Below are 18,423 nucleotides of genomic sequence, written 5' to 3'. Positions count from 1 at the left end.
GATTGACCGTCAACTATTGACTATTGGTCATAGACCATTGACTATAACCATTGGCAAATGACAGATGACTAATGACTAATGACTAATCAAAAACGGGTTTGCATTATCTTGGGTACTCGTCCCGAAGCGATTAAACTTGCTCCAGTGATTCAGGTTTTCCAGAAGTCTTCAGCTTTTGAGTCGCAAGTAATTCTAACTGGACAGCATCGGGAGATGGTTGAGCAAGTTATGCAGCTGTTCAACATTAAGGCAGATTATGACTTGGAAATTATGCAGGTTCAGCAATCTCTAAATGATATTACCTGCCGTAGTTTACAAGGGTTAGAAGCGTTATTTAAAGAGAAAAAGCCAGATTTAGTGGTGGTGCAGGGAGATACGACAACGGCTTTTGCCGCAGCTTTGGCAGCTTTTTATCAAAAAATCCCTATTGGTCATGTAGAAGCAGGTTTAAGAACTGATGATATCTTCAATCCTTACCCAGAAGAAGCTAATCGGCGGTTGATTTCTCAAATTACTCAGTTGCACTTTGCGCCGACTCCTTGGGCTGTGGAAAATTTGCACCGTTCTGGTGTTTTGGGTGAAATTCACATGACGGGTAATACAGTAATTGATGCGCTGTTGAATGTAGCTGCAACCCAAGCTGTTTGTAATGTACCAGGCTTAGACTGGGATTCATACCGCGTTCTGTTGGCAACAGTTCATCGGCGGGAGAATTGGGGAGAACCTCTGCAAGCGATCGCTCAGGGGTTTTTACAAATCTTAGACAAGTTCCCTGATACAGCTTTGTTGCTGCCATTACACCGCAATCCCACAGTGCGAGTTCCATTACAAGAACTTTTAGGGAATCATCCCCGAATTTTCTTGACGGAACCTCTAGATTATGGCGAACTAGTGGGAGCAATTGGGCGATCGCATCTTTTGCTCACTGACTCTGGTGGTTTGCAAGAAGAAGCCCCCAGTTTGGGAAAACCAGTACTGGTTTTGAGAGATACCACCGAAAGACCAGAGGCTGTTGTAGCCGGTACAGCCAAACTTGTAGGCACTACGAGTGAGAACATTTTTTCATCTGCGGCTGAGTTACTGAGCGATCCAGATGCCTATGAAGCAATGGCAAATGCAATTAATCCCTTTGGGGATGGTCATGCAGCAGAGCGCATTTTGCAGATTGTGCAAAATTACTTGGGTGTTTCATCCGAAATATCAACTTAGATTAAACAAAATACAAAATTTCTGTTTTTCAGGGTGTATAAAATCGGCTTTTCTTATTTGCATTCAACACAGTTTCAATATTGTGAAGTGAGCATCTAGCCCGCTTTAAGACGGGCTAGATGTTCTGTTCGCGCAGCGTCTCAGATAAGAGAAGTTTTAATCTAAGACTTCCTTAGTTTAGATTTCTAAGAAAATAGGTATAACTTAGAAATGAGATTTTTCAAAAGTGGCTGGTTGATGAAATTGTCTCTAACTTTTAAATACCCAGAGCTGCTCTAGTTTCGGGCCCCACTGTACCATCTACAAGTAGACCTTTACTTGCCTGAAAGCTTCGGACTTGGTTAACAGTTTCTTGACCGTAAATTCCATCAACTCTGAGATTACCTAAAGCTGTCTGAACGTCTTTTACAAGCTGACCTTTAGAACCACGGGAAAGAATGACTGAACCACCAACACCACCAGGTTTAGTCACTGGAGGATTGTTAGGTTTATCACCAACCCATCGAGCATAAACATATCTACCCGTAGAAAGCCGAGCAAAACCGTTTTCATACCTCTCAATCGCTGGAAGTATTGCACCATTTGATACACAATCAACATAAGAGTAGTTTGTGCTTGGGCCTGTACGGATACGCAAACAACCGCCGTTAGTCTTTACATAAGCAGCCGAACTTATTTGAATTTGGGTAGCAGCAAGAAGTAATACACCAACACCAGCTAAAGCTAACCAAGCTGAAGATTTAAGTAATTTTTTCCAACTGAACTTAGTTTTGCTGTTTGCAGATGCTTGTTTTTCAGCAATAACTATGTTAGAAGATTTAAGAGGTTCTTTCCTATTTAATTGAGATTTAGGGAGATTATATTTGGTGTTTCCAGATGCCTCTTCTTGAGCAATAAACATGTGAGAATAAGCAAGATATTCCATAATGCAGCCCTTTATATGAAAAAATCAGTAGTCACAGAGAATTACTTTAGCCTTCTCTGTATTTATTCTTAGTATATTTTATATCCCTGCTCTTTCAAAGGTTTTTGCTGGTAGCGGAATTAAGAAAGAATAAAATTATTGACCTAAAAATTCCTAAGAAAATGCGATGTCTACGAAGGGCTACGCCAACACGCTAATTTAGTATAAAAATTACCAGGCGTTGGTATCATCCTCAGTAGACACGGCATTTTCAAAATAAATTAAATTTATTTAAAGCTTTCTTGCTTAGTGGCTATTACTTTAAGCATCCAAATGTGTCAAGCGTGTTCTTCGAGCATAACTAGACTAGCAACTGTAGAAGATAAATCATCTAAGTCTATCGGCTTGCATCGGTATATATCATAACCTGCTAATAATGCTCGATTCTGGTCTTCGTCGAAAGCAGATGCTGTCAGAGCAATAGCTGGAATCTTTCTCCCTCGATTTGCTTCCAGATTTCTAACCTTCATGAGCAGTGAGCAGCCGTTTTCATCTGGTAAGTAAATATCACTAATGAAGATGTCTGGTTTAAAAAATGACATTATTTCTATAGCATCACCTGCCGAAGCAGCTGTGATAATTTCTGCTCCCTCTAATTCAAACAAGAAGGTAAGTAAAGTTCTCGTATCAGGGTCATCATCTACGACGAGCAATCGCAGACCTTTAAAAGACATTGATTGATTAGACATTATTGTCACCGCCGTCTAGCTCAAACACTTAGAGTAGCAATTGCATCAAATGGCACGTATTTGTAAATACCATTTGATGCATAGTTTACTAAATCTTAATGGAACTAATTGCTAAGTGTCTGTCCGGTTTCGGACATAATAGCTTAGAAGATTGATTCATCGGCGATGTCTACGACGGGCTACGCCTACGCGCCTTGCCTGATTCCCCAGTAACCGAGTAAATTCGTTTTGTATGACTTGATAACACTCGCAGGAAGTTGCTTCCAAATCCTCTCGCTTGAGAATACTAATTTGACCACGCTGATAGCGAATCATTCCGGCTCGGCTGAGGGTGCTAGCCGCTACTGTTACACCAGAACGACGTACACCTAGCATCTGGGCGATAAATTCTTGCGTGAGTGGAAAATCATCTGATTCAAAACGGTCAGAAACTGTGAGAAGCCAACGAGCTAGCCGTTCTTCTAGTGTATGAAGACGGTTGCAAGCACATCCTTGCGTAAGTTCTGTATATATAGCTCGTACATAGCGCAACAGCAGCTTTTGAATAGCTCCGCCCCGATTGAACTCGGTTTTCAGAATATCTGCATCCATCTGCATTCCAGCGCCCGCAACTTGGACAAACGCTTTTGTGGTTGTTGTATTACCTCCTAAAATTACTGGGATACCCACCATGCCTTCATTGCTCACTATCCCAACTTCTACCGTCGAACCATCTTCCATAATAGTGACTATAGAAACCACTGCGTTTTGGGGAAAATAGACCTCTGTAATGGGTTCTCCTGGTTCGTAAATGACTTGCCTAGTGGGAAGCGAAACTAATTTCAGATGGGGAATAAGACGCTCATAATCACTAGTTGGCAAAGCCGCTAGTAATTTATTTACTTGCGGCTTAAGAGTATTTTCGCTCACTGAACATTAAAACAGAAATTTGCTCAAAATACTTTAAATCAACTTACTTTTGGGAGTCTGTTCGGTTTCGTACACATAACTCAAAAAAATTTTCTGGCTCGGTTACTGGGCTTTTTGCCCAGTAACCGAGCAAATTCGTTTTGTATGACTTGATAACACTCGCAGGAAGTTGCTTCCAAATCTTCTCGGTTCAGAATGTTAATATGACCACGTTGGTAGCTAATCATTCCGGCTCGGCTGAGGGTGCTAGCTGCTACTGTCACACCGGAACGCCGTACACCTAGCATCTGGGAAATAAATTCTTGCGTGAGCGGAAAATCTTCTGATTCCAAACGGTCAGAGACTGTCAGTAACCAACGGGCGAGCCGTTCTTCTAGTGTATGAAGACGGTTGCAAGCCGCTCCTTGCGCTAGTTCAGAGTATACAGCTTGTACATAGCACAGCAGCAGCTTTTGAATAGCTCCGCCTCGATTGAACTCGTTTCTGAGTACATCTGCATTGATTTGCATAGCCGCGCCCGCAATCTGCACAAACGATGTTGTGGTTGTGGTATTGTCTCCTAAAATTACTGGGATACCCACCATGCCTTCATTGCTTACTATCCCAACTTCTGCCGTTGAGCCATCTTCCATAGTGGCTACTATAGAAACTACTGACTTGTCAGGAAAATAGACCTGTGTAATCGGTTCGCCTACTTGGTAAAGAATTTGCTGAACTGGAAGCGTAACTAGCTTTAGATGGGGAAGAAGACGCTCATAATCATTGACTGGTAAGGCTGCAAGGAGCTTATTTGGTGGTTGCTGAGAAAGGTTTTTGTCTACTGACATTAGAAGTCACTCTCCTTAAGGTAGGTGACTTTAGAAAAGCCAACTCAGGGCACAAGGAAAGAATTTAAGGATCTGATCCTAATGTCAAAAGGTGTATTCTCTAAAGGAACATGGGCACAATCTAGAAAATCTTAAATGAACACATTTGTGTGAGTCTGTGCATTTTCGTACATAGAAGCTAAAAAAATTATTTTTGCCGTTTATTGGGCTTATTGCCTAATAAACGGACAAATTCCTTTTCTATAATTCGATAACATTCGCAGGAAGTTTTTTCTAAAGCCTCTCGATTCAGGATGTTAATCTGACCACGGTGGTAGGTGATCATTCCGGCTTCGCTCAAAATGTTAGCTGCTTCGGTGACACCAGAACGACGTACACCCAGCATCTGCGAGAAAAATTCTTGCGTAAGCGGGAATTCATCTGATTCCAGACGATCAGAAACTGTTAGCAACCATCGAGCCAGCCGCCTCTCTAGCTTATGAAGACGGTTGCACGCAGATCCTTGTGCTATTTGAGTGTATACACCTTGCACGTAGCGTAGCAGCACGCTTTGGAGAGCTGTACCCCGATTGAACTCGCTTCTGAGTATATCTGCATCGATCTGCATGGCACTGTCTGGAATCTGCACAAATGCGGTTGTGGTTGTGGTGTTATCTCCTAAAATTACGGGCATACCTACCATACCTTCATTGCTCACTAAACCAACTTCCACAGTTGACCCATCTTCCATAGTGGTAATTATAGAAACCACTGCCTTATTAGGAAAATAGACCTGTGTGATCGGTTCACCTGCTTCATAAAGTACTTGCTGATTTGAGAGCTTAACCAGCTTCAGATGGGGGACAAGACGCTCATAATCATTGAGCGGCAAAACTGCCAGCAAATTATTTGCTGGTTGCTCAAGGGTATTTTTGTCTAATGACATTGAGATTCTCCTGAATGTAGCAGTCTTTAGAAAAGGCAACTTGCGGCATGAGGAGAAAATTAAGAGTTTAAGCCCTAATGTCAAAAGATGTATTTTCTAAAAGAGTTATAATAAGATATTGAGATTTTTATACACATATCTATAATATAACATAACTAAATTAGTTATTCATAGTAAAAAAAATTCAGATTATAGAACAAAAAATTTGGTATAGGTGTCTGAGGTATCTATACTAAAGACTGAAAAAAATAATACAAATTAATAGCAAAAAATTAAGTATATACTACAGCAAATAACTATATTTCTTTGTAATTGCGAAATTTCACAGGAATTGCACTTGCGATCGCAGAATTAAGTCAAATTGTGTTCGCTAATCATATAGAAACGAGCATCTTTGTCAGCGATCGCAGCAAAAAATTCTTGGTTACACAAGCAAGCCCTTACAACCCTAAGTCTTTGTTATTGCGATCGGATATTGTGACCTTTCCCGATAAACTCAGTATATTTTGATTGTTCACGAAAATAATATACTTTTTCACAAGCCTCTTAATATGAACATTTATTAAGACTTAATTCCAGAGTAATCTTAAGATTTTTGGTATACTACGGTAAACTAACTGATTTATCGTAGTATATACTAAGGCTAAAACAGTCCATTCCCCAAAAATCCAATAAAAGCAAGTATTTTGTACTACAATTTTAGATTTTTCTGACTCCATGAACTAGCTTACTTATCGCGTTGCTTTATGCAATAATAAGCAGCTGCATCCATTAAATACGATTTAACTATCGATTTTTAGTAGTATAAGCATAATATTGTTCTGCTGAAAAATTTATATTGGCTTGCTGCCAAACTAAGTGTTGTTTGAAGCTAAGTTTATTAAAAATAATAATGTACTTGACAAAATGCAAAATATCCAACAAAAATATCACTGTTAAATTAAACAAAAAACAACGCGAAAACATGAAGTATAACCAGCTTGGTAAGAGTGAATTAAAAGTTTCTGAAATTTGCCTGGGCACTATGACTTATGGACAGCAAAATACTATTGAAGAAGCCCATGCTCAGTTAGATTATTCTATTGCCCAAGGAGTCAACTTTATTGATGCGGCGGAGATGTATCCAGTTCCAACAAGTGCCGAAACTTATGGATTAACTGAAACTTACATTGGGGAATGGTTAAAGCGTCAACAAAGAGAACAACTGATTATAGCTACTAAGATTGCTGGCCCCGGACGTGGCTTTAAATGGTTACGTGGTGGAGCTAAAGCAATTGACCGTGATAATATCAAACAAGCTGTAGATGATAGTTTAAAAAGATTACAAACAGATTATATTGATCTATACCAAATCCACTGGCCTGATCGCTATGTGCCACGATTTGGGCAAACGGTATTCGATCCGACTCAAGTGGGAGAAACAGTTCCCATTGCTGAACAGCTAGCAGTTTTTGCCGATGTAATTAAGGCGGGGAAAATTCGTTATATCGGTTTGAGCAATGAGACACCTTGGGGAGTTGCCCAATTTAGTAACGCTGCTAAACAATTAGGATTGCCCAAAGTTGTCTCTATTCAAAATGCTTACAACTTACTAAATCGAGTATTTGATGGAGCCTTAGCAGAAGCAGTTTATTACGAAGAAATTGGATTACTAGCTTATAGTCCTTTGGCTTTCGGTTTATTGACTGGTAAATACCTAAATAGTAAACCAGAAAAAGCAAGATTCAGTTTATTTGAAAATTTTGGTCAACGCTACTTAAAACCAAAAGTTAGTGAAGCAGTAGCAGCTTATATAGATATTGCCAAGCGCTATCAACTAAGTCCAGCGCATCTTGCTTTGGCATTTGTGCGGAGTCGTTGGTTTGTTCCTAGCACAATTATTGGTGCTACGACATTGGAACAACTCAAAGAAAATTTGGAAAGTGTAGATGTAGTTCTCAGTAAAGACATTTTGGAAGAGTTGGATATAGTTCATGCTCAGTCTCCAAACCCGGCACCATAAGAGTGCTGAGTAGTGAGTGCGAATTGTTCTGAAACGAGTAAAGGTAAGTAATGCACTCTGTTTTAGTTCTTAGATTCAAAACTAGATATTTAGTAGGTAGGATATGACTTTTACAGTAACATTAGTTGACCAGAATACTATTCGTCGTCGAGGCACTGGTTTAAAGGCTTATAATCCTGAAAAAGTCTTTAAAGGATACACACTTTTCACGCCTCTGACAGGTCAAGGTGAAGTCTATCTTCTGAACTTAGAAGGAGAAGTAGTACACCAGTGGAATCTGCCATATCCACCAGGGTTATATGGTTATCTTTTGCCGAATGGCAACCTCTTTTATAACGGTAAGACTCCACCAGAAGAACCACTACGTTTTGCTTTGTGGGCTGCGTTTAAAAGTGGTGTTGTTTTAGAGGCAGATCCCAAAGGAAATATTATTTGGGAATATAAGCATCCAGATCATCATCACGATGGGCGCAGACTAGCCAATGGCAACACAATTTTACTCGCCATTGAAAAAATACCTCAGTCGTTAGTACCTCGTATCAAAGGCGGCGTATCAGGTACAGAACCAGATGGGAATATATATGCGGATGTGCTTTATGAAGTGACTCCAGAAGGGGAAATTGTTTGGACTTGGCACGCCCATGAACACCTCGATCCAGATATATTTACCATTACGCCCCAGGATCATCGACACGAATGGACTCATGGAAATACCGTCGGAGAACTCGCCGATGGCAACATCATAGTGAGCTTTCGTAATATATCCACAGTTGTCATTATCGATCGCAAAACTGGAGAAATTATTTGGACGTTGGGCGATGACGTGCTAGCACAGCAGCACTTCCCCAACGAACTAGCTAACGGTAATATCCTGATTTTCGACAATGGCGCACATCGCCGTAACGTCGCTCTCAATTTCTCCCGTGTGATTGAGGTAAACCGTCAAACGAAAGAGATAGTTTGGGAATACACCGACAACCCGCCTCAAAATTTCTTCAGTGCATACATATCAGGAGCGCAACGTTTAGCGAATGGCAACACCTTGATTACAGAAGGTGCTTACGGCCGAATATTCGAGGTAACAGTTACAGGAGAGATTGTTTGGGAATACATCAACCCCCACTTTGCAGTTAGGAATATTCCAGGTGAGAAATCGCCGGTAACTCGTGGGGAGCAAAATACAGTTTTCCGCGCCTTTCGTTATGCACCTGAAGAAGTGCCCTGGCTTTAGTAGTTTGTCAAGCTAATAAAATCTTGGTACGTAGTAAGCACTTCAGTGCTTAGAAAATTAAGGACTAAAGTCCTTACTACGAACTTCTCATATTAAAAGTTTGGTTAGTGTCGGGAATTTTTTACGCTTCATGCGCTTCAAAGGGGCTTCAAGACACTAACAATTTAAGATTTGGGATTTTGGATGAAAATTCAATTCCCAATGCCGATTAACAAGTCCTATTTACCAAGGTACTTAAACATGGCCCAAATCAAAGTATACAGTGCAGTTGTTTGTCCTTATGCTCACCGTACTCGCTTGGTACTCCAAGAGAAGGGCATTGACTTCGATTTGATTGAGATTGATTTGCAGAATAAGCCTGAAGGTTTTACCAAAGTTTCTCCTTATGGGAAAGTACCTGCACTAACTCATGGCGATAACCGAGTTTGGGAATCAGCAGTAATTAACGAGTATCTCGATGAGGTATTTCCCAATCCACCGCTGTTACCCAGCAGCCCCATTGCAAGGGCACAGGCTCGCATTTGGATCGATTTTGCTAACACCAGATTTGTCCCCGCTTTTTCTACCCTTCTGCGAAGTTCAGATCCTCAAAAACAAGAAGAAGCTAAACAAGAACTATACAAACACCTGGAATTCATTGAAAACGAAGGTTTGGCAAAGCTTTCTGGGGAAGGTCCTTACTGGTTTGGTGAATCTATCAGTTTGGTCGATTTCACCTATTTCCCCTGGTTTGAGCGCTGGGCTGCACTAAAGCAGTATCGTGGTTTTGGGATACCAGAAGAGTTTACCCGTGTACGCCAGTGGAAACATGCTTTGAAAGAGCGTGAATCTGTGAAAGCGATCGCTAACTCTAAAGAATTCTACATCGAGCGATATGCTAAATTCGCTGCGCCTACTCTCGCTGCTGTTTAAACCTAATTAATAATTATGTTTCAAGTGGGGTTTAAATTCCCACTTGAAACATAGAATTAAACTCTTTAAAATTATGAATTACGAATTACGAATTACGAATTACGATTTTCCCAAAGTGAGCGGCACTTTTGAGGTAATGATAAGCTTCCCGTGCTTCAGCAAAAGGAAAAACTCGATCAATAATCGGTTTAATTTGATGCTGTTGCATTGCCTGATTCATTGCCTCAAACATTTCCCGACTGCCGACATAAATGCCCTGAGCTGTTAAACTCTTAAAAAGTATTGGCATCGGGTCAATTTCACTTCCTCTACTTGATAATACGCCAATCAAACTAATCCTTCCCCCAATACGGACTGCTTGTAGTGATTTTGGCAGAGTCCCTGCACCACCTACTTCTATTACATGATCTACACCTGTGCGATTAGTTAATTGATAAACTTGCTTTTCCCAATCTGGTGTTGTTTTGTAGTTGATTGTCTCGTCAGCACCAAGCTGTTTAGCTCGTGCTAATTTATCCTCACTGCTGGAAGTAATAATTGCTCTAGCACCATGTATCTTGGCAAACTGGAGAGCAAAAATTGAAACTCCCCCAGTACCAAGTAATAAAACATTATCACCTGCGCCAATATTGCCCTTTGTCACCAGTCCATGCCAAGCTGTGACTGCTGCACAGGGTAAGGTTGCCCCTTCAATGTAGGATAAATAATCAGGTAATATTACCAAACCATCTTGGTGTAATACGACATACTCAGCCAGCATTCCATCGATACCGCCTCCGAGATCGGATTTCATTTTCTCTTTGGTTAAAGAGCCATAAATCCAGTCTTGGAAGAAAATACCAGCGACGCGATCACCGATTTTTACCCGTGTCACACCTTCGCCTACCGCCACGACTTCCCCTGCACCGTCAGATAGGGGAATTAACGGATACTTCTGTCCAGAACCATAGGAAGCTTCAATGACAAGCAGATCGCGGTAATTTAGGGATGTTGCTTTGACTTGAACAAGAACTTGTCCCGCAGTTGGTTTTGGTTCAGGGCGATCGACTAATGCGATCGCATCAATCCTAGCGTTGCTTTGAATTTCGTAAGCTTTCATTGTGTTAACCGAACCGTATTGACTTAGGAAGGGATAAAAGGCAAATTTTAGTTGGTATAAAAAAGCAGTGGTTAAATATTAAATTAAACCACTGCTTTTTATTGTAGATAAATATTGCCTACCCTAAATTGATGTTATTTCGCCTTATGAGCTTGGTTGCTGATCGGGAAACATACATTTATCAGAATCACAACCACTAGGGCCAGCCTCTGACATTTCACCTAAATCATAGCGGCTTAATACTGCACAGAAATCATCTGTTTTGCGCCGTACTTTTACCTCTTGATTCAAGCGCTCGTAGGTTAGTTTATCTATTGGTTCAAATGGCAAACGGGGGAATGATTGCAAGTCATCAAAACGGGCTAAAAGGGCTGCTGAAATATATCCCTGATCGCTCTGAATAGTTTCATAGATTTTCTGTCCCAAAGGTTCGATTTCATCAGAACGCAGTTCCAAAGTAGCTGATGTGTTATGAGTCACATACCAGCGTTGAACCTGGAGGACAAAATCAAATTGGGCTAAGACTGAAAACTTAGAAACATCAATTTCATCAGCACCTGGTAAATCTGCCCAAGATACAGAAACAGGGATTTCTACCAACCATTCACTCACTCGTGGATCAAAGGGATCGTTGAGCAAATTGCCCTGTTCATCTTTATCTGATTGTGAGGGAATGACATTGTAACCGTAGTCAATACAGGCTAAGGCTACTGGGTCATTTTTGCCGAAAGTGATGCGGCGAATAAATCTTTGGGCTTTGGGGGGATGCCATCCTGAACTAGCATTAGTTAACAAAGCCTTAGTACCACTGGGTTGGACTGTGGTACAGCGATTGGGACGTTTGAGATTGTGGCGATCGCAATAATCCCAAACTACACGATGTACAATATCTCTCCAAGAACTTAGATATTTTTCTTCCTCACGCTTGAAAGCTAATCCTTGTGGAGTTGCAGGCCTTCCTGCTTCCCACCAGCGCAGCCAATCAACACCAAAAGCATGGACAAAGAAATCAAACAAACCTGTAAAAGAAACTCCCACAATCGGGTCTAATTCACGGCTGTATTGATAGCGTGGTTCTAAGAATTTGTGATTTAAAAGTGCCGCAACAGATAACGCCCCAGCAGTGAAAGCTTCTTCTTGCTCTTTGTAGTTACGTGGGTCGATTTGATTAAGGTGAACCTCTGACAAATTGCAGTGGAAATTACTGCCGATGATTTCCAGATTTGTTACCCTAGAGGCTTTTTATCCCCTAGTTCTACTGCTTGATTATTTGCAGTAGCTCCGCGTACCTTTTGTAGATGTGACTTCAGATAATAAAAGTGTTTCGGCTCCGCTCAACACAAGTGTTTTTCACATCCACCCCCGCACTCTTGGAAAGATTATATTCTAGACACAAATTTCTGATGTTATCTAGTTTCACTCTCTACGCTGTACGGTGTCAAAGACTTTTTAATTCCTTTGATTACCACGGGATTAGCATCTCAGCTTTCCCCGTTTTTGCGAGGTTTTTAACGTGAGGCAAAATCACTTACCACACGGATTTAGCCCATAGCGAGCTAAACGATGTTCTAACTCATTAGCATCAAGATTTGAATAACGTTCTTCTAACCACTGTTTTGCTGTTCCTTGTTCATAAGCTTGTAAAAACTCAACTTTCAAAGCTTGTGTTGGCAGCAAATCAATGTTTGATCGCGCTACGGCTTCACCAGCCCATTGAATCGCTCCCTCGCCACTATAATACTGTTTGCGAACGGCATTAAGACATTCTTCTAAGGTTGGCTTGCGGTGAAAAACTCTGGTATGGTTTGCCATCCTGAGTGCATCACGCTCTGGATCGATTCGCCAGTTGCCACTTTCATCTTGCTGCCATAAGTTATCTTTGGCAGTGGCTCCTTGTTGATCGTCAGCAATAAACTGACGCATCCCCGCGCTTCTACGTATATTGCCAGCAACAATTGTTACGGCAGCTTGATCAATTAACAGACAGCATTCAACTGAATTTAATTGCCGTCCTACAGCTTTACTCAGGATGGAAGCACAACGCTGATAGAGTCCGGGCAATTTCACCGGATTTGCAACTCCTCCAAAGCCGTTGAGAGTTTCTCCCGCTTTTCGGACATCGCTGATATCAACTAATACTTCAACTTCTGCTGAAAACTGTTCATTAGTGGAAAGTTCTAATAGGGCTTGATATGATTCAACCCAACCTTCACGGCTATCTCCAACGTGAATAGTGACGTTATTGCCTTCTATATGAGTTTCAGTATATTCACGTCGCTGTTGCACAGGAGTGCTGCCAATTTCACCTTTTACAGTGACATTCAATTGATTACGGATAGGAGGTAACTGGTTAATAAATTGTGGTTCTAGGACGGCTCCGGTACCACAGCCCATCATTGCCAGATCCATCATTAATCCGAAGGCACTCCAGTCTTCGAGATTGGTAGAGGTGCAATTATAAGCGCCGGAAAAGTTCTTTGGCTTGGTTATCCAGTCTGTACCACCAACCCATAGCCAGCGTCCACTGGGCATAGCTTTCAAGTTGCGCTGCATCTTATCCAGTATGGCAACTTCTTCTTGAGTGAGCTTTCCCAACTCGACTAAGCCAAGTAGAGTGCGATCGCATACCTCATCCCATGTTTCCCTTAGTCCCGCCTTTGTCCGGCGGCTATAGGTTCTAAAAAATACGGGATTCGCAGCCGGTGCTGTTTCGGGAAACTTTGCACTCTGGCGTTTTCTTTCTAGCTCTCGAACCATATATTAAGTGTCTTGCGTTCTTGTTGCGTGCGGACAGATTATGACTATACGCCAAGTAGTTTGAGTATTAAAGATTGTCAAATTACCCACTTTACGCTAGCTCTAGACCAGACTATTTGCAACAGAAATTTATGATGTATAATGTCCCTCACCCTTGGGTAGGATCTCAATATTGAGTTGTAATTAGCACAGATTAAGTTATAAGTAAATTCTCTTTATACCGTTTTTTGTGCAATTACTTAGCCAAGGTATAAACTTTGCTTAAAATTATACAAGTAGAGACTGACGAACATAAATCTCATACACAGAAACTGTTTTGGGAATATTTTAATGAGACTAAGTTAATATTCAGCCATCAGTTCGGCATCAATTTAGATGCTAATACATTCTTTGAGCAATATATGACTCAGCTTCATGAATTTATGCCCCCTTCAGGATGCTTACTTTTGTCACAAGACGAGGCAAAAATAGCAGGCTGCGCTTGCTTGCGAAAAATTGGTGAAGATGTTGGTGAAATTAAAAAGATGTATGTAAGTCCAGAATTTCGCAGAAAAGGAATCGGTAGAGCATTATTAAGAACTATCGTCAATGAAGCTTCTAGTATTGGTTACTCAAAGATTCGTTTAGACAGCGCCCCTTTTGCAAAGGAAGCACATACACTTTATCGTGTATATGGCTTTCAGGATATCGAGCCGTATTTAGAAAAAACAGAGATTCCTTTAGAATATCGAGCAAACTGGGTTTTTATGGAATTGGTTTTAAAATGATCAATATTCGTTGTGAAACTCTGCCAGATTATACAGTAATAGCTGAGGTGAATACATTAGCCTTTGGACAAGAAAATGAGGCTAAACTTGTAGAGAAAATTCGCCGTTCTGACCGCTACATTCCAGAACTTTCTCTAGTTGCAGAGGTTGAAAATGTTGTAATTGGTCATATTTTATTCAGCTATATTAACCTGGTGGGTGAAGAAACACTACAGGTAATCGGTCTAGCACCTTTAGCGGTTCATCCACAGTTTCAACGACGGGGTATTGGTGGCGCACTGGTACAAGCAGGATTAGAAAAAGCAGATGCAAAGAAAGAAGCCTTAGTTATTGTACTTGGTCATCCTCATTTCTATAATCGTTTTGGCTTTCAGCCTTCTGTTATTTATGAAATCGAGTCTCCTTTTCTAGTACCAGAGGATGTCTTCATAGTTAAAACACTGCAAAGCTATAAAAAAAAGTATAAAGGTAAGGTTGTTTATCCGGCTGTTTTTGAGGAAATATAGTATTATTTACGCCTAAACAATGAGGTGATTTTAGAATGGAAAAATAGAACAATATCGCACATATATATCCAACATTTAGTATCTGCTACAACTAAACTATAACTGCCGCAACTACGCCCTTTGTTTGTAAGGCAGCTGCAACCCGTAAAATTAAAGCTTCATTATATGGTGCTGCTATCAATTGCACGCCTAAAGGTAAAGCATTTGGACGCTGAATTGGTACTGATAAAACGGGTAAGCCGATAAAAGATAATGGCTGAGTAAATAGTCCTAAATGAGGACGGACAAGAATTTCCTCTCCATCCAAAATCATACTTTCTTGACCGATTAGCGGTGCAGAAATTGGTGTAGTTGGGGCGAGAATCACATCCACATTTTGAAACACTTCTCGAACGCGATCGCGATACCATTTTCTGAAGCGTTGTGCTTGCAGATACCAGCTACTAGGAATTAACGCCCCAGCTAAAAAGCGATCGCGTGTCGCTGGATCAAAATCTTGAGGACGCGATCGCAAATTATCCAAATGCAGATTTGCGCCCTCGCTAGCTGTAATCACAAAAGCTGCTGCACGGGCGCGGTGTGCTTCTGGTATGGTTACGTATTCAGTGACATTCAAAGCATCAGCTACTTTTTGCACTGCTGCTAAAGTTTCCGGTTCTGCACCTTTGGTAAAATAATCAGCTGCAATTGCAATTCTGATATCAGAAATATCTTGTTTGAGTTGTGGTAAAACCAATTCAGGCGGACGCTTTGTGCAAATTGGATCGCGATCGTCTTCTCCCTGAAGCACATCAAACACCGTAGCAATATCTTGCACCGAACGCGCAAAAGGGCCAATGTGGTCAAAACTGCTAGAAAATAAAGCTACTCCAGCACGAGATAACCTTCCATAAGTCGGCTTAAAACCAAAAACGCCACATAACGCCGCCGGAACGCGAATTGAACCATTAGTATCAGAACCCAGCGTCAGAGGTACTAACCCAGCAGCAACAGCAGCCGCCGAACCACCCGATGAACCACCAGCAACTCGCTGTAAATCATGGGGGTTGTGAGTAGCACCATAATGGGAGTTTTCCGTAACAAACCCATAAGCGTACTCATCCATATTCAAAGTGCCAACCAGCACAGCACCCGCTTGTTTCATCTTCGCTACTGCCGTTGCATCAAGGCTTGCTGCTGGGTTTTCTGCATTGATTTTAGACCCCGCCAGAGTTGTAAAACCAGCAATATCAAAGAGATTTTTCACCGCAAAAGGCACACCAACAAGCGTTCCAGGATTATTACCTTGAGCAATTTCCCTGTCAATGCGGGCTGCATCCATTAAAGCTGTCTCAGCAGTTATAGTCGTAAAACAATTGAATAAATGATTCCGCGTTGCGATTCGTGCTAACGCAGCTTTAGTGACATCCACTGCGCTAACTTTGCCTTCACGCACAGCAGCAGCTATTGATACAGCATCATTCATGGTTCAAAAACTGGTGTAACTTCAATATCCTCCGCTAAAGGGAAAGAATTTACAATATTTGCGATCGCACTAATTCTCTCAAAATTTGCCACCACACCATCACGATACTCATCTCTTATTTCTAGATCTAACAACAACGCCATAAGATCAACATACTCACCCACATCAAACCCTTTTCTTCTCATCTCTCTTCCTTTGCGCCCTTCGCGGTTCGTTATCTTAAACTTATAACTTCTTACCCCAACTCAAATGCAATTAATTTTATACAGTAAGCCGGGCTGTCATTTATGCGAAGGCTTGCAAGAAAAGCTAGAACAAATCCAAAATCTCAGTTTCGAGTTGGAAATTAGGGATATTACGACTCGTGAAGATTGGTTCAGTGCGTATGAGTATGAAGTGCCGGTACTTTATTTATCGAACCGCCAAGGCGCAGAGGACGCAGAGGGGAGTGAGAAATTATTGCCACGTCCTTCTCCTCGTGCTAGTGTGCAACAGTTGGAGCAAATGTTGCGTAAGTATTTAGCCAATTAGAAAAAAATAATGCAGAATAAGCGCAAGATTAAGAATGTGACGAGGTTCACAACATGAAATTGCGGGAATTACTAACGGCGGTAGACAGTGTTGAACAATTGCCTAGTCATCCGATGGAGGATGTGGAAGTTAGGGGTTTGAAGACCAATTCCCATGCTTGTGGTGTGGGAGATTTGTTTATTGGGATGCCAGGAACGCGGGTTGATGGTGGGGAATTTTGGCAAAGTGCGATCGCATCGGGGGCTGTGGCTGCGATCGTTTCTCCCGAAGCTGCACAAAAAAATCCTCCCACAAATGAGGCTGTGGTCATCAGTGCAAGTAACATAACTCAAGCTTGTGCCCAGATAGCTAGTGCTTTTTACGGTTATCCAGGGCAAAAACTCAAGCTGGTAGGCGTGACTGGTACCAATGGCAAAACTACAACTACCCATATTATTGAATTTCTCTTGATCAAAGCTAATCTCGCCACAGCTTTGATGGGGACTCTCTACACTCGTTGGGCAGGTTTTGAGCAAACTGCTGCCCACACTACGCCCTTTGCAGTGGAACTGCAACAGCAGCTAGCAGAGGCTGTAAATGCTGGTAGTGAGTTCGGGGTGATGGAAGTAAGTTCTCACGCTTTGGCTCAAGGTAGAGTGTTGGGTTGTCAATTTGAGGTAGCGGTATTTAGTAATCTTACCCAAGACCATCTCGACTATCACCGCGATATGGAAGATTACTTTGCCGCTAAAGCGTTGTTATTTAGCCCTGATTATCTCAAGGGACGGGCAATAATTAATGCTGATGACTCTTACGGAAAGCGGTTAATTGCCTCGTTAGATTCCGAACGGGTTTGGAGTTACAGCGTCAACAACAACAGCGCTGATTTATGGATGAGTGATTTAAGTTATGAGCCGAATGGTGTCAGTGGGACATTACATACACCAAAAGGTGACGTAGCTTTTCGATCGCCACTAGTCGGACAATATAATTTAGAAAATCTTCTCGCAGCCGTAGGAGCAGTTTTACACTTAGGGCTAGATTTGCAGTTAGTGGCAAATGTAATACCTGAGTTTCCCGGAGTTCCCGGACGAATGGAACGGGTGCAGATTAATTCTGACCAAGATATTAGTGTGATTGTGGATTATGCCCACACACCCGATAGCTTGGAAAACTTGCTGAAAGCTGCACGTCCATTTATACCTGGGAAGGTAATTTGCGTGTTTGGTTGTGGCGGCGATCGCGATCGCACCAAGCGCCCAATTATGGGTAGAATTGCTGCTGAATTAGCTGATGTGGCAGTAGTGACATCAGATAATCCCCGCACAGAAAACCCAGAACGGATTTTAGAAGACGTTTTGGCAGGAATTGCCCAAACAGTAAAACCAATGGTAATTTGCGATCGGGCTACTGCAATTCGTACTGCTATTTTACAAGCACAACCAGGTGATGGAGTGCTGCTTGCTGGTAAAGGTCACGAAGACTACCAAATTCTCGGCACTGAAAAAATCCATTTTGACGACCGAGAACACGCACGCGACGCTTTACAGCAAAGAATTAATAGCCAAGCTTAATTTATTGGGGAATGGGGAATGGGGAATGGGCTAATAATCAATAGTTTTTCTTCCCTTGCTCCCCCTGCCCCCTGCCC

At 41.7% G+C, this 18,423-nt stretch carries 17 protein-coding genes and 2 pseudogenes; 9 read left to right on the top strand and 10 right to left on the bottom strand.

From position 1 onward, the window contains the following. Positions 1 to 78 precede the first annotated feature (78 nt). Positions 79 to 1,209 carry a non-hydrolyzing UDP-N-acetylglucosamine 2-epimerase gene (gene wecB, locus H6G86_RS03970; RefSeq protein ID WP_190933216.1) on the top strand — a complete coding sequence of 377 codons (1,131 nt, stop codon included), beginning with the start codon at positions 79 to 81 and terminating at the stop codon, positions 1,207 to 1,209. 256 nt (positions 1,210 to 1,465) lie between these two features. Here the strand turns inward: wecB and H6G86_RS03965 are convergent, their stop codons facing one another. The 5 genes from H6G86_RS03965 to H6G86_RS03945 all read right to left on the bottom strand — a co-directional run bounded on the left by H6G86_RS03965 (position 1,466) and on the right by H6G86_RS03945 (position 5,523). After that, a complete protein-coding gene (locus H6G86_RS03965) occupies positions 1,466 to 2,134 on the bottom strand; it encodes a peptidoglycan-binding domain-containing protein (RefSeq protein WP_190933215.1) in 669 nt (222 codons plus the stop codon). A gap of 317 nt (positions 2,135 to 2,451) precedes the next feature. Beyond that, positions 2,452 to 2,862, bottom strand: coding sequence for a response regulator (locus H6G86_RS03960; protein WP_190933214.1), 411 nt, complete (start codon positions 2,860 to 2,862; stop codon positions 2,452 to 2,454). A gap of 156 nt (positions 2,863 to 3,018) precedes the next feature. Further along, positions 3,019 to 3,771 (bottom strand): Crp/Fnr family transcriptional regulator, encoded by a 753-nt coding sequence (locus H6G86_RS03955; protein ID WP_190933213.1) that lies wholly within the window; start codon positions 3,769 to 3,771, stop codon positions 3,019 to 3,021. 80 nt (positions 3,772 to 3,851) lie between these two features. Then, positions 3,852 to 4,598: a Crp/Fnr family transcriptional regulator gene (locus tag H6G86_RS03950; protein ID WP_190933212.1), complete on the bottom strand. Its 747-nt coding sequence runs from the start codon at positions 4,596 to 4,598 to the stop codon at positions 3,852 to 3,854. Positions 4,599 to 4,785: 187 nt separating this feature from the next. Beyond that, entirely contained in the window at positions 4,786 to 5,523 is a 738-nt protein-coding gene (locus H6G86_RS03945) for a Crp/Fnr family transcriptional regulator (RefSeq protein ID WP_190933211.1), read from the bottom strand. 312 nt (positions 5,524 to 5,835) lie between these two features. Between H6G86_RS03945 and H6G86_RS03940 the strand changes: the two genes are divergently transcribed. From H6G86_RS03940 to H6G86_RS03925, 4 genes are all read left to right on the top strand, one after another. Continuing rightward, positions 5,836 to 6,033 carry a hypothetical protein gene (locus H6G86_RS03940; protein WP_190933210.1) on the top strand — a complete coding sequence of 66 codons (198 nt, stop codon included), beginning with the start codon at positions 5,836 to 5,838 and terminating at the stop codon, positions 6,031 to 6,033. Between the two features lie 454 nt (positions 6,034 to 6,487). Then, entirely contained in the window at positions 6,488 to 7,525 is a 1,038-nt protein-coding gene (locus H6G86_RS03935) for an NADP(H)-dependent aldo-keto reductase (protein WP_190933209.1), read from the top strand. Positions 7,526 to 7,628: 103 nt separating this feature from the next. After that, entirely contained in the window at positions 7,629 to 8,756 is a 1,128-nt protein-coding gene (locus H6G86_RS03930; protein ID WP_190933208.1) for an aryl-sulfate sulfotransferase, read from the top strand. Positions 8,757 to 8,996: 240 nt separating this feature from the next. Further along, on the top strand, positions 8,997 to 9,668 hold the full coding sequence (locus H6G86_RS03925) for a glutathione S-transferase family protein (protein ID WP_190933207.1): 672 nt from the start codon (positions 8,997 to 8,999) through the stop codon (positions 9,666 to 9,668). Between the two features lie 85 nt (positions 9,669 to 9,753). On the opposite strand, the gene H6G86_RS03920 is transcribed toward H6G86_RS03925, so the two are convergent. The 3 genes and pseudogenes from H6G86_RS03920 to nrdJ (H6G86_RS03910) all read right to left on the bottom strand — a co-directional run. Beyond that, positions 9,754 to 10,767: a zinc-dependent alcohol dehydrogenase family protein gene (locus H6G86_RS03920; protein WP_190933206.1), complete on the bottom strand. Its 1,014-nt coding sequence runs from the start codon at positions 10,765 to 10,767 to the stop codon at positions 9,754 to 9,756. A 144-nt stretch (positions 10,768 to 10,911) separates the two neighbouring features. Then, positions 10,912 to 11,985: pseudogene (gene nrdJ, locus H6G86_RS03915) on the bottom strand (ribonucleoside-triphosphate reductase, adenosylcobalamin-dependent); the annotation flags it as partial. A 309-nt stretch (positions 11,986 to 12,294) separates the two neighbouring features. Beyond that, positions 12,295 to 13,524: pseudogene (nrdJ, locus tag H6G86_RS03910) on the bottom strand (ribonucleoside-triphosphate reductase, adenosylcobalamin-dependent); the annotation flags it as partial. Between the two features lie 257 nt (positions 13,525 to 13,781). On the opposite strand from nrdJ (H6G86_RS03910), the gene H6G86_RS03905 reads away from it, so the two are divergent. Then, entirely contained in the window at positions 13,782 to 14,291 is a 510-nt protein-coding gene (locus H6G86_RS03905) for a GNAT family N-acetyltransferase (protein WP_190933205.1), read from the top strand. Next, positions 14,288 to 14,797 carry a GNAT family N-acetyltransferase gene (locus H6G86_RS03900; RefSeq protein ID WP_190933204.1) on the top strand — a complete coding sequence of 170 codons (510 nt, stop codon included), beginning with the start codon at positions 14,288 to 14,290 and terminating at the stop codon, positions 14,795 to 14,797. Before H6G86_RS03905 ends, H6G86_RS03900 begins: the two co-directional genes overlap by 4 nt. Before the next feature lie 91 nt (positions 14,798 to 14,888). Here H6G86_RS03900 and H6G86_RS03895 read toward each other — a convergent pair whose 3' ends face one another. Both H6G86_RS03895 and H6G86_RS03890 read right to left on the bottom strand, forming a co-directional pair. Continuing rightward, complete coding sequence (locus H6G86_RS03895) at positions 14,889 to 16,262, bottom strand: AtzE family amidohydrolase (protein ID WP_190933203.1); 1,374 nt, start codon at positions 16,260 to 16,262, stop codon at positions 14,889 to 14,891. Beyond that, complete coding sequence (locus H6G86_RS03890) at positions 16,259 to 16,447, bottom strand: DUF4089 domain-containing protein (protein WP_190933202.1); 189 nt, start codon at positions 16,445 to 16,447, stop codon at positions 16,259 to 16,261. Before H6G86_RS03890 ends, H6G86_RS03895 begins: the two co-directional genes overlap by 4 nt. 64 nt (positions 16,448 to 16,511) lie before the next feature. Between H6G86_RS03890 and H6G86_RS03885 the strand changes: the two genes are divergently transcribed. Together H6G86_RS03885 and H6G86_RS03880 are read left to right on the top strand one after the other, a co-directional pair. After that, a complete protein-coding gene (locus H6G86_RS03885) occupies positions 16,512 to 16,793 on the top strand; it encodes a glutaredoxin family protein (protein ID WP_190933201.1) in 282 nt (93 codons plus the stop codon). Between the two features lie 53 nt (positions 16,794 to 16,846). Continuing rightward, positions 16,847 to 18,346 carry a UDP-N-acetylmuramoyl-L-alanyl-D-glutamate--2,6-diaminopimelate ligase gene (locus tag H6G86_RS03880; RefSeq protein WP_190933200.1) on the top strand — a complete coding sequence of 500 codons (1,500 nt, stop codon included), beginning with the start codon at positions 16,847 to 16,849 and terminating at the stop codon, positions 18,344 to 18,346. The last annotated feature ends 77 nt before the right edge of the window (positions 18,347 to 18,423 follow it).

Source organism: Nostoc sp. FACHB-133 (genome assembly GCF_014698055.1).
GTDB lineage: Bacteria > Cyanobacteriota > Cyanobacteriia > Cyanobacteriales > Nostocaceae > Nostoc.
The sequence above is the reverse complement of the archived record's forward strand: the minus strand, read 5'-3'. Positions and strand labels throughout refer to the sequence as shown.

What these genes read in the sequence shown, in the direction of transcription:
- wecB (WP_190933216.1), top strand. Translation starts at nt 79, where the DNA reads ATGACTAATCAAAAACGGGTTTGCATTATCTTGGGTACTCGTCCCGAA.
- H6G86_RS03965 (WP_190933215.1), bottom strand. Translation starts at nt 2,134, where the DNA reads ATGGAATATCTTGCTTATTCTCACATGTTTATTGCTCAAGAAGAGGCA.
- H6G86_RS03960 (WP_190933214.1), bottom strand. Translation starts at nt 2,862, where the DNA reads ATGTCTAATCAATCAATGTCTTTTAAAGGTCTGCGATTGCTCGTCGTA.
- H6G86_RS03950 (WP_190933212.1), bottom strand. Translation starts at nt 4,598, where the DNA reads ATGTCAGTAGACAAAAACCTTTCTCAGCAACCACCAAATAAGCTCCTT.
- H6G86_RS03945 (WP_190933211.1), bottom strand. Translation starts at nt 5,523, where the DNA reads ATGTCATTAGACAAAAATACCCTTGAGCAACCAGCAAATAATTTGCTG.
- H6G86_RS03935 (WP_190933209.1), top strand. Translation starts at nt 6,488, where the DNA reads ATGAAGTATAACCAGCTTGGTAAGAGTGAATTAAAAGTTTCTGAAATT.
- H6G86_RS03930 (WP_190933208.1), top strand. Translation starts at nt 7,629, where the DNA reads ATGACTTTTACAGTAACATTAGTTGACCAGAATACTATTCGTCGTCGA.
- H6G86_RS03925 (WP_190933207.1), top strand. Translation starts at nt 8,997, where the DNA reads ATGGCCCAAATCAAAGTATACAGTGCAGTTGTTTGTCCTTATGCTCAC.
- H6G86_RS03920 (WP_190933206.1), bottom strand. Translation starts at nt 10,767, where the DNA reads ATGAAAGCTTACGAAATTCAAAGCAACGCTAGGATTGATGCGATCGCA.
- H6G86_RS03900 (WP_190933204.1), top strand. Translation starts at nt 14,288, where the DNA reads ATGATCAATATTCGTTGTGAAACTCTGCCAGATTATACAGTAATAGCT.
- H6G86_RS03895 (WP_190933203.1), bottom strand. Translation starts at nt 16,262, where the DNA reads ATGAATGATGCTGTATCAATAGCTGCTGCTGTGCGTGAAGGCAAAGTT.
- H6G86_RS03890 (WP_190933202.1), bottom strand. Translation starts at nt 16,447, where the DNA reads ATGAGAAGAAAAGGGTTTGATGTGGGTGAGTATGTTGATCTTATGGCG.
- H6G86_RS03885 (WP_190933201.1), top strand. Translation starts at nt 16,512, where the DNA reads ATGCAATTAATTTTATACAGTAAGCCGGGCTGTCATTTATGCGAAGGC.
- H6G86_RS03880 (WP_190933200.1), top strand. Translation starts at nt 16,847, where the DNA reads ATGAAATTGCGGGAATTACTAACGGCGGTAGACAGTGTTGAACAATTG.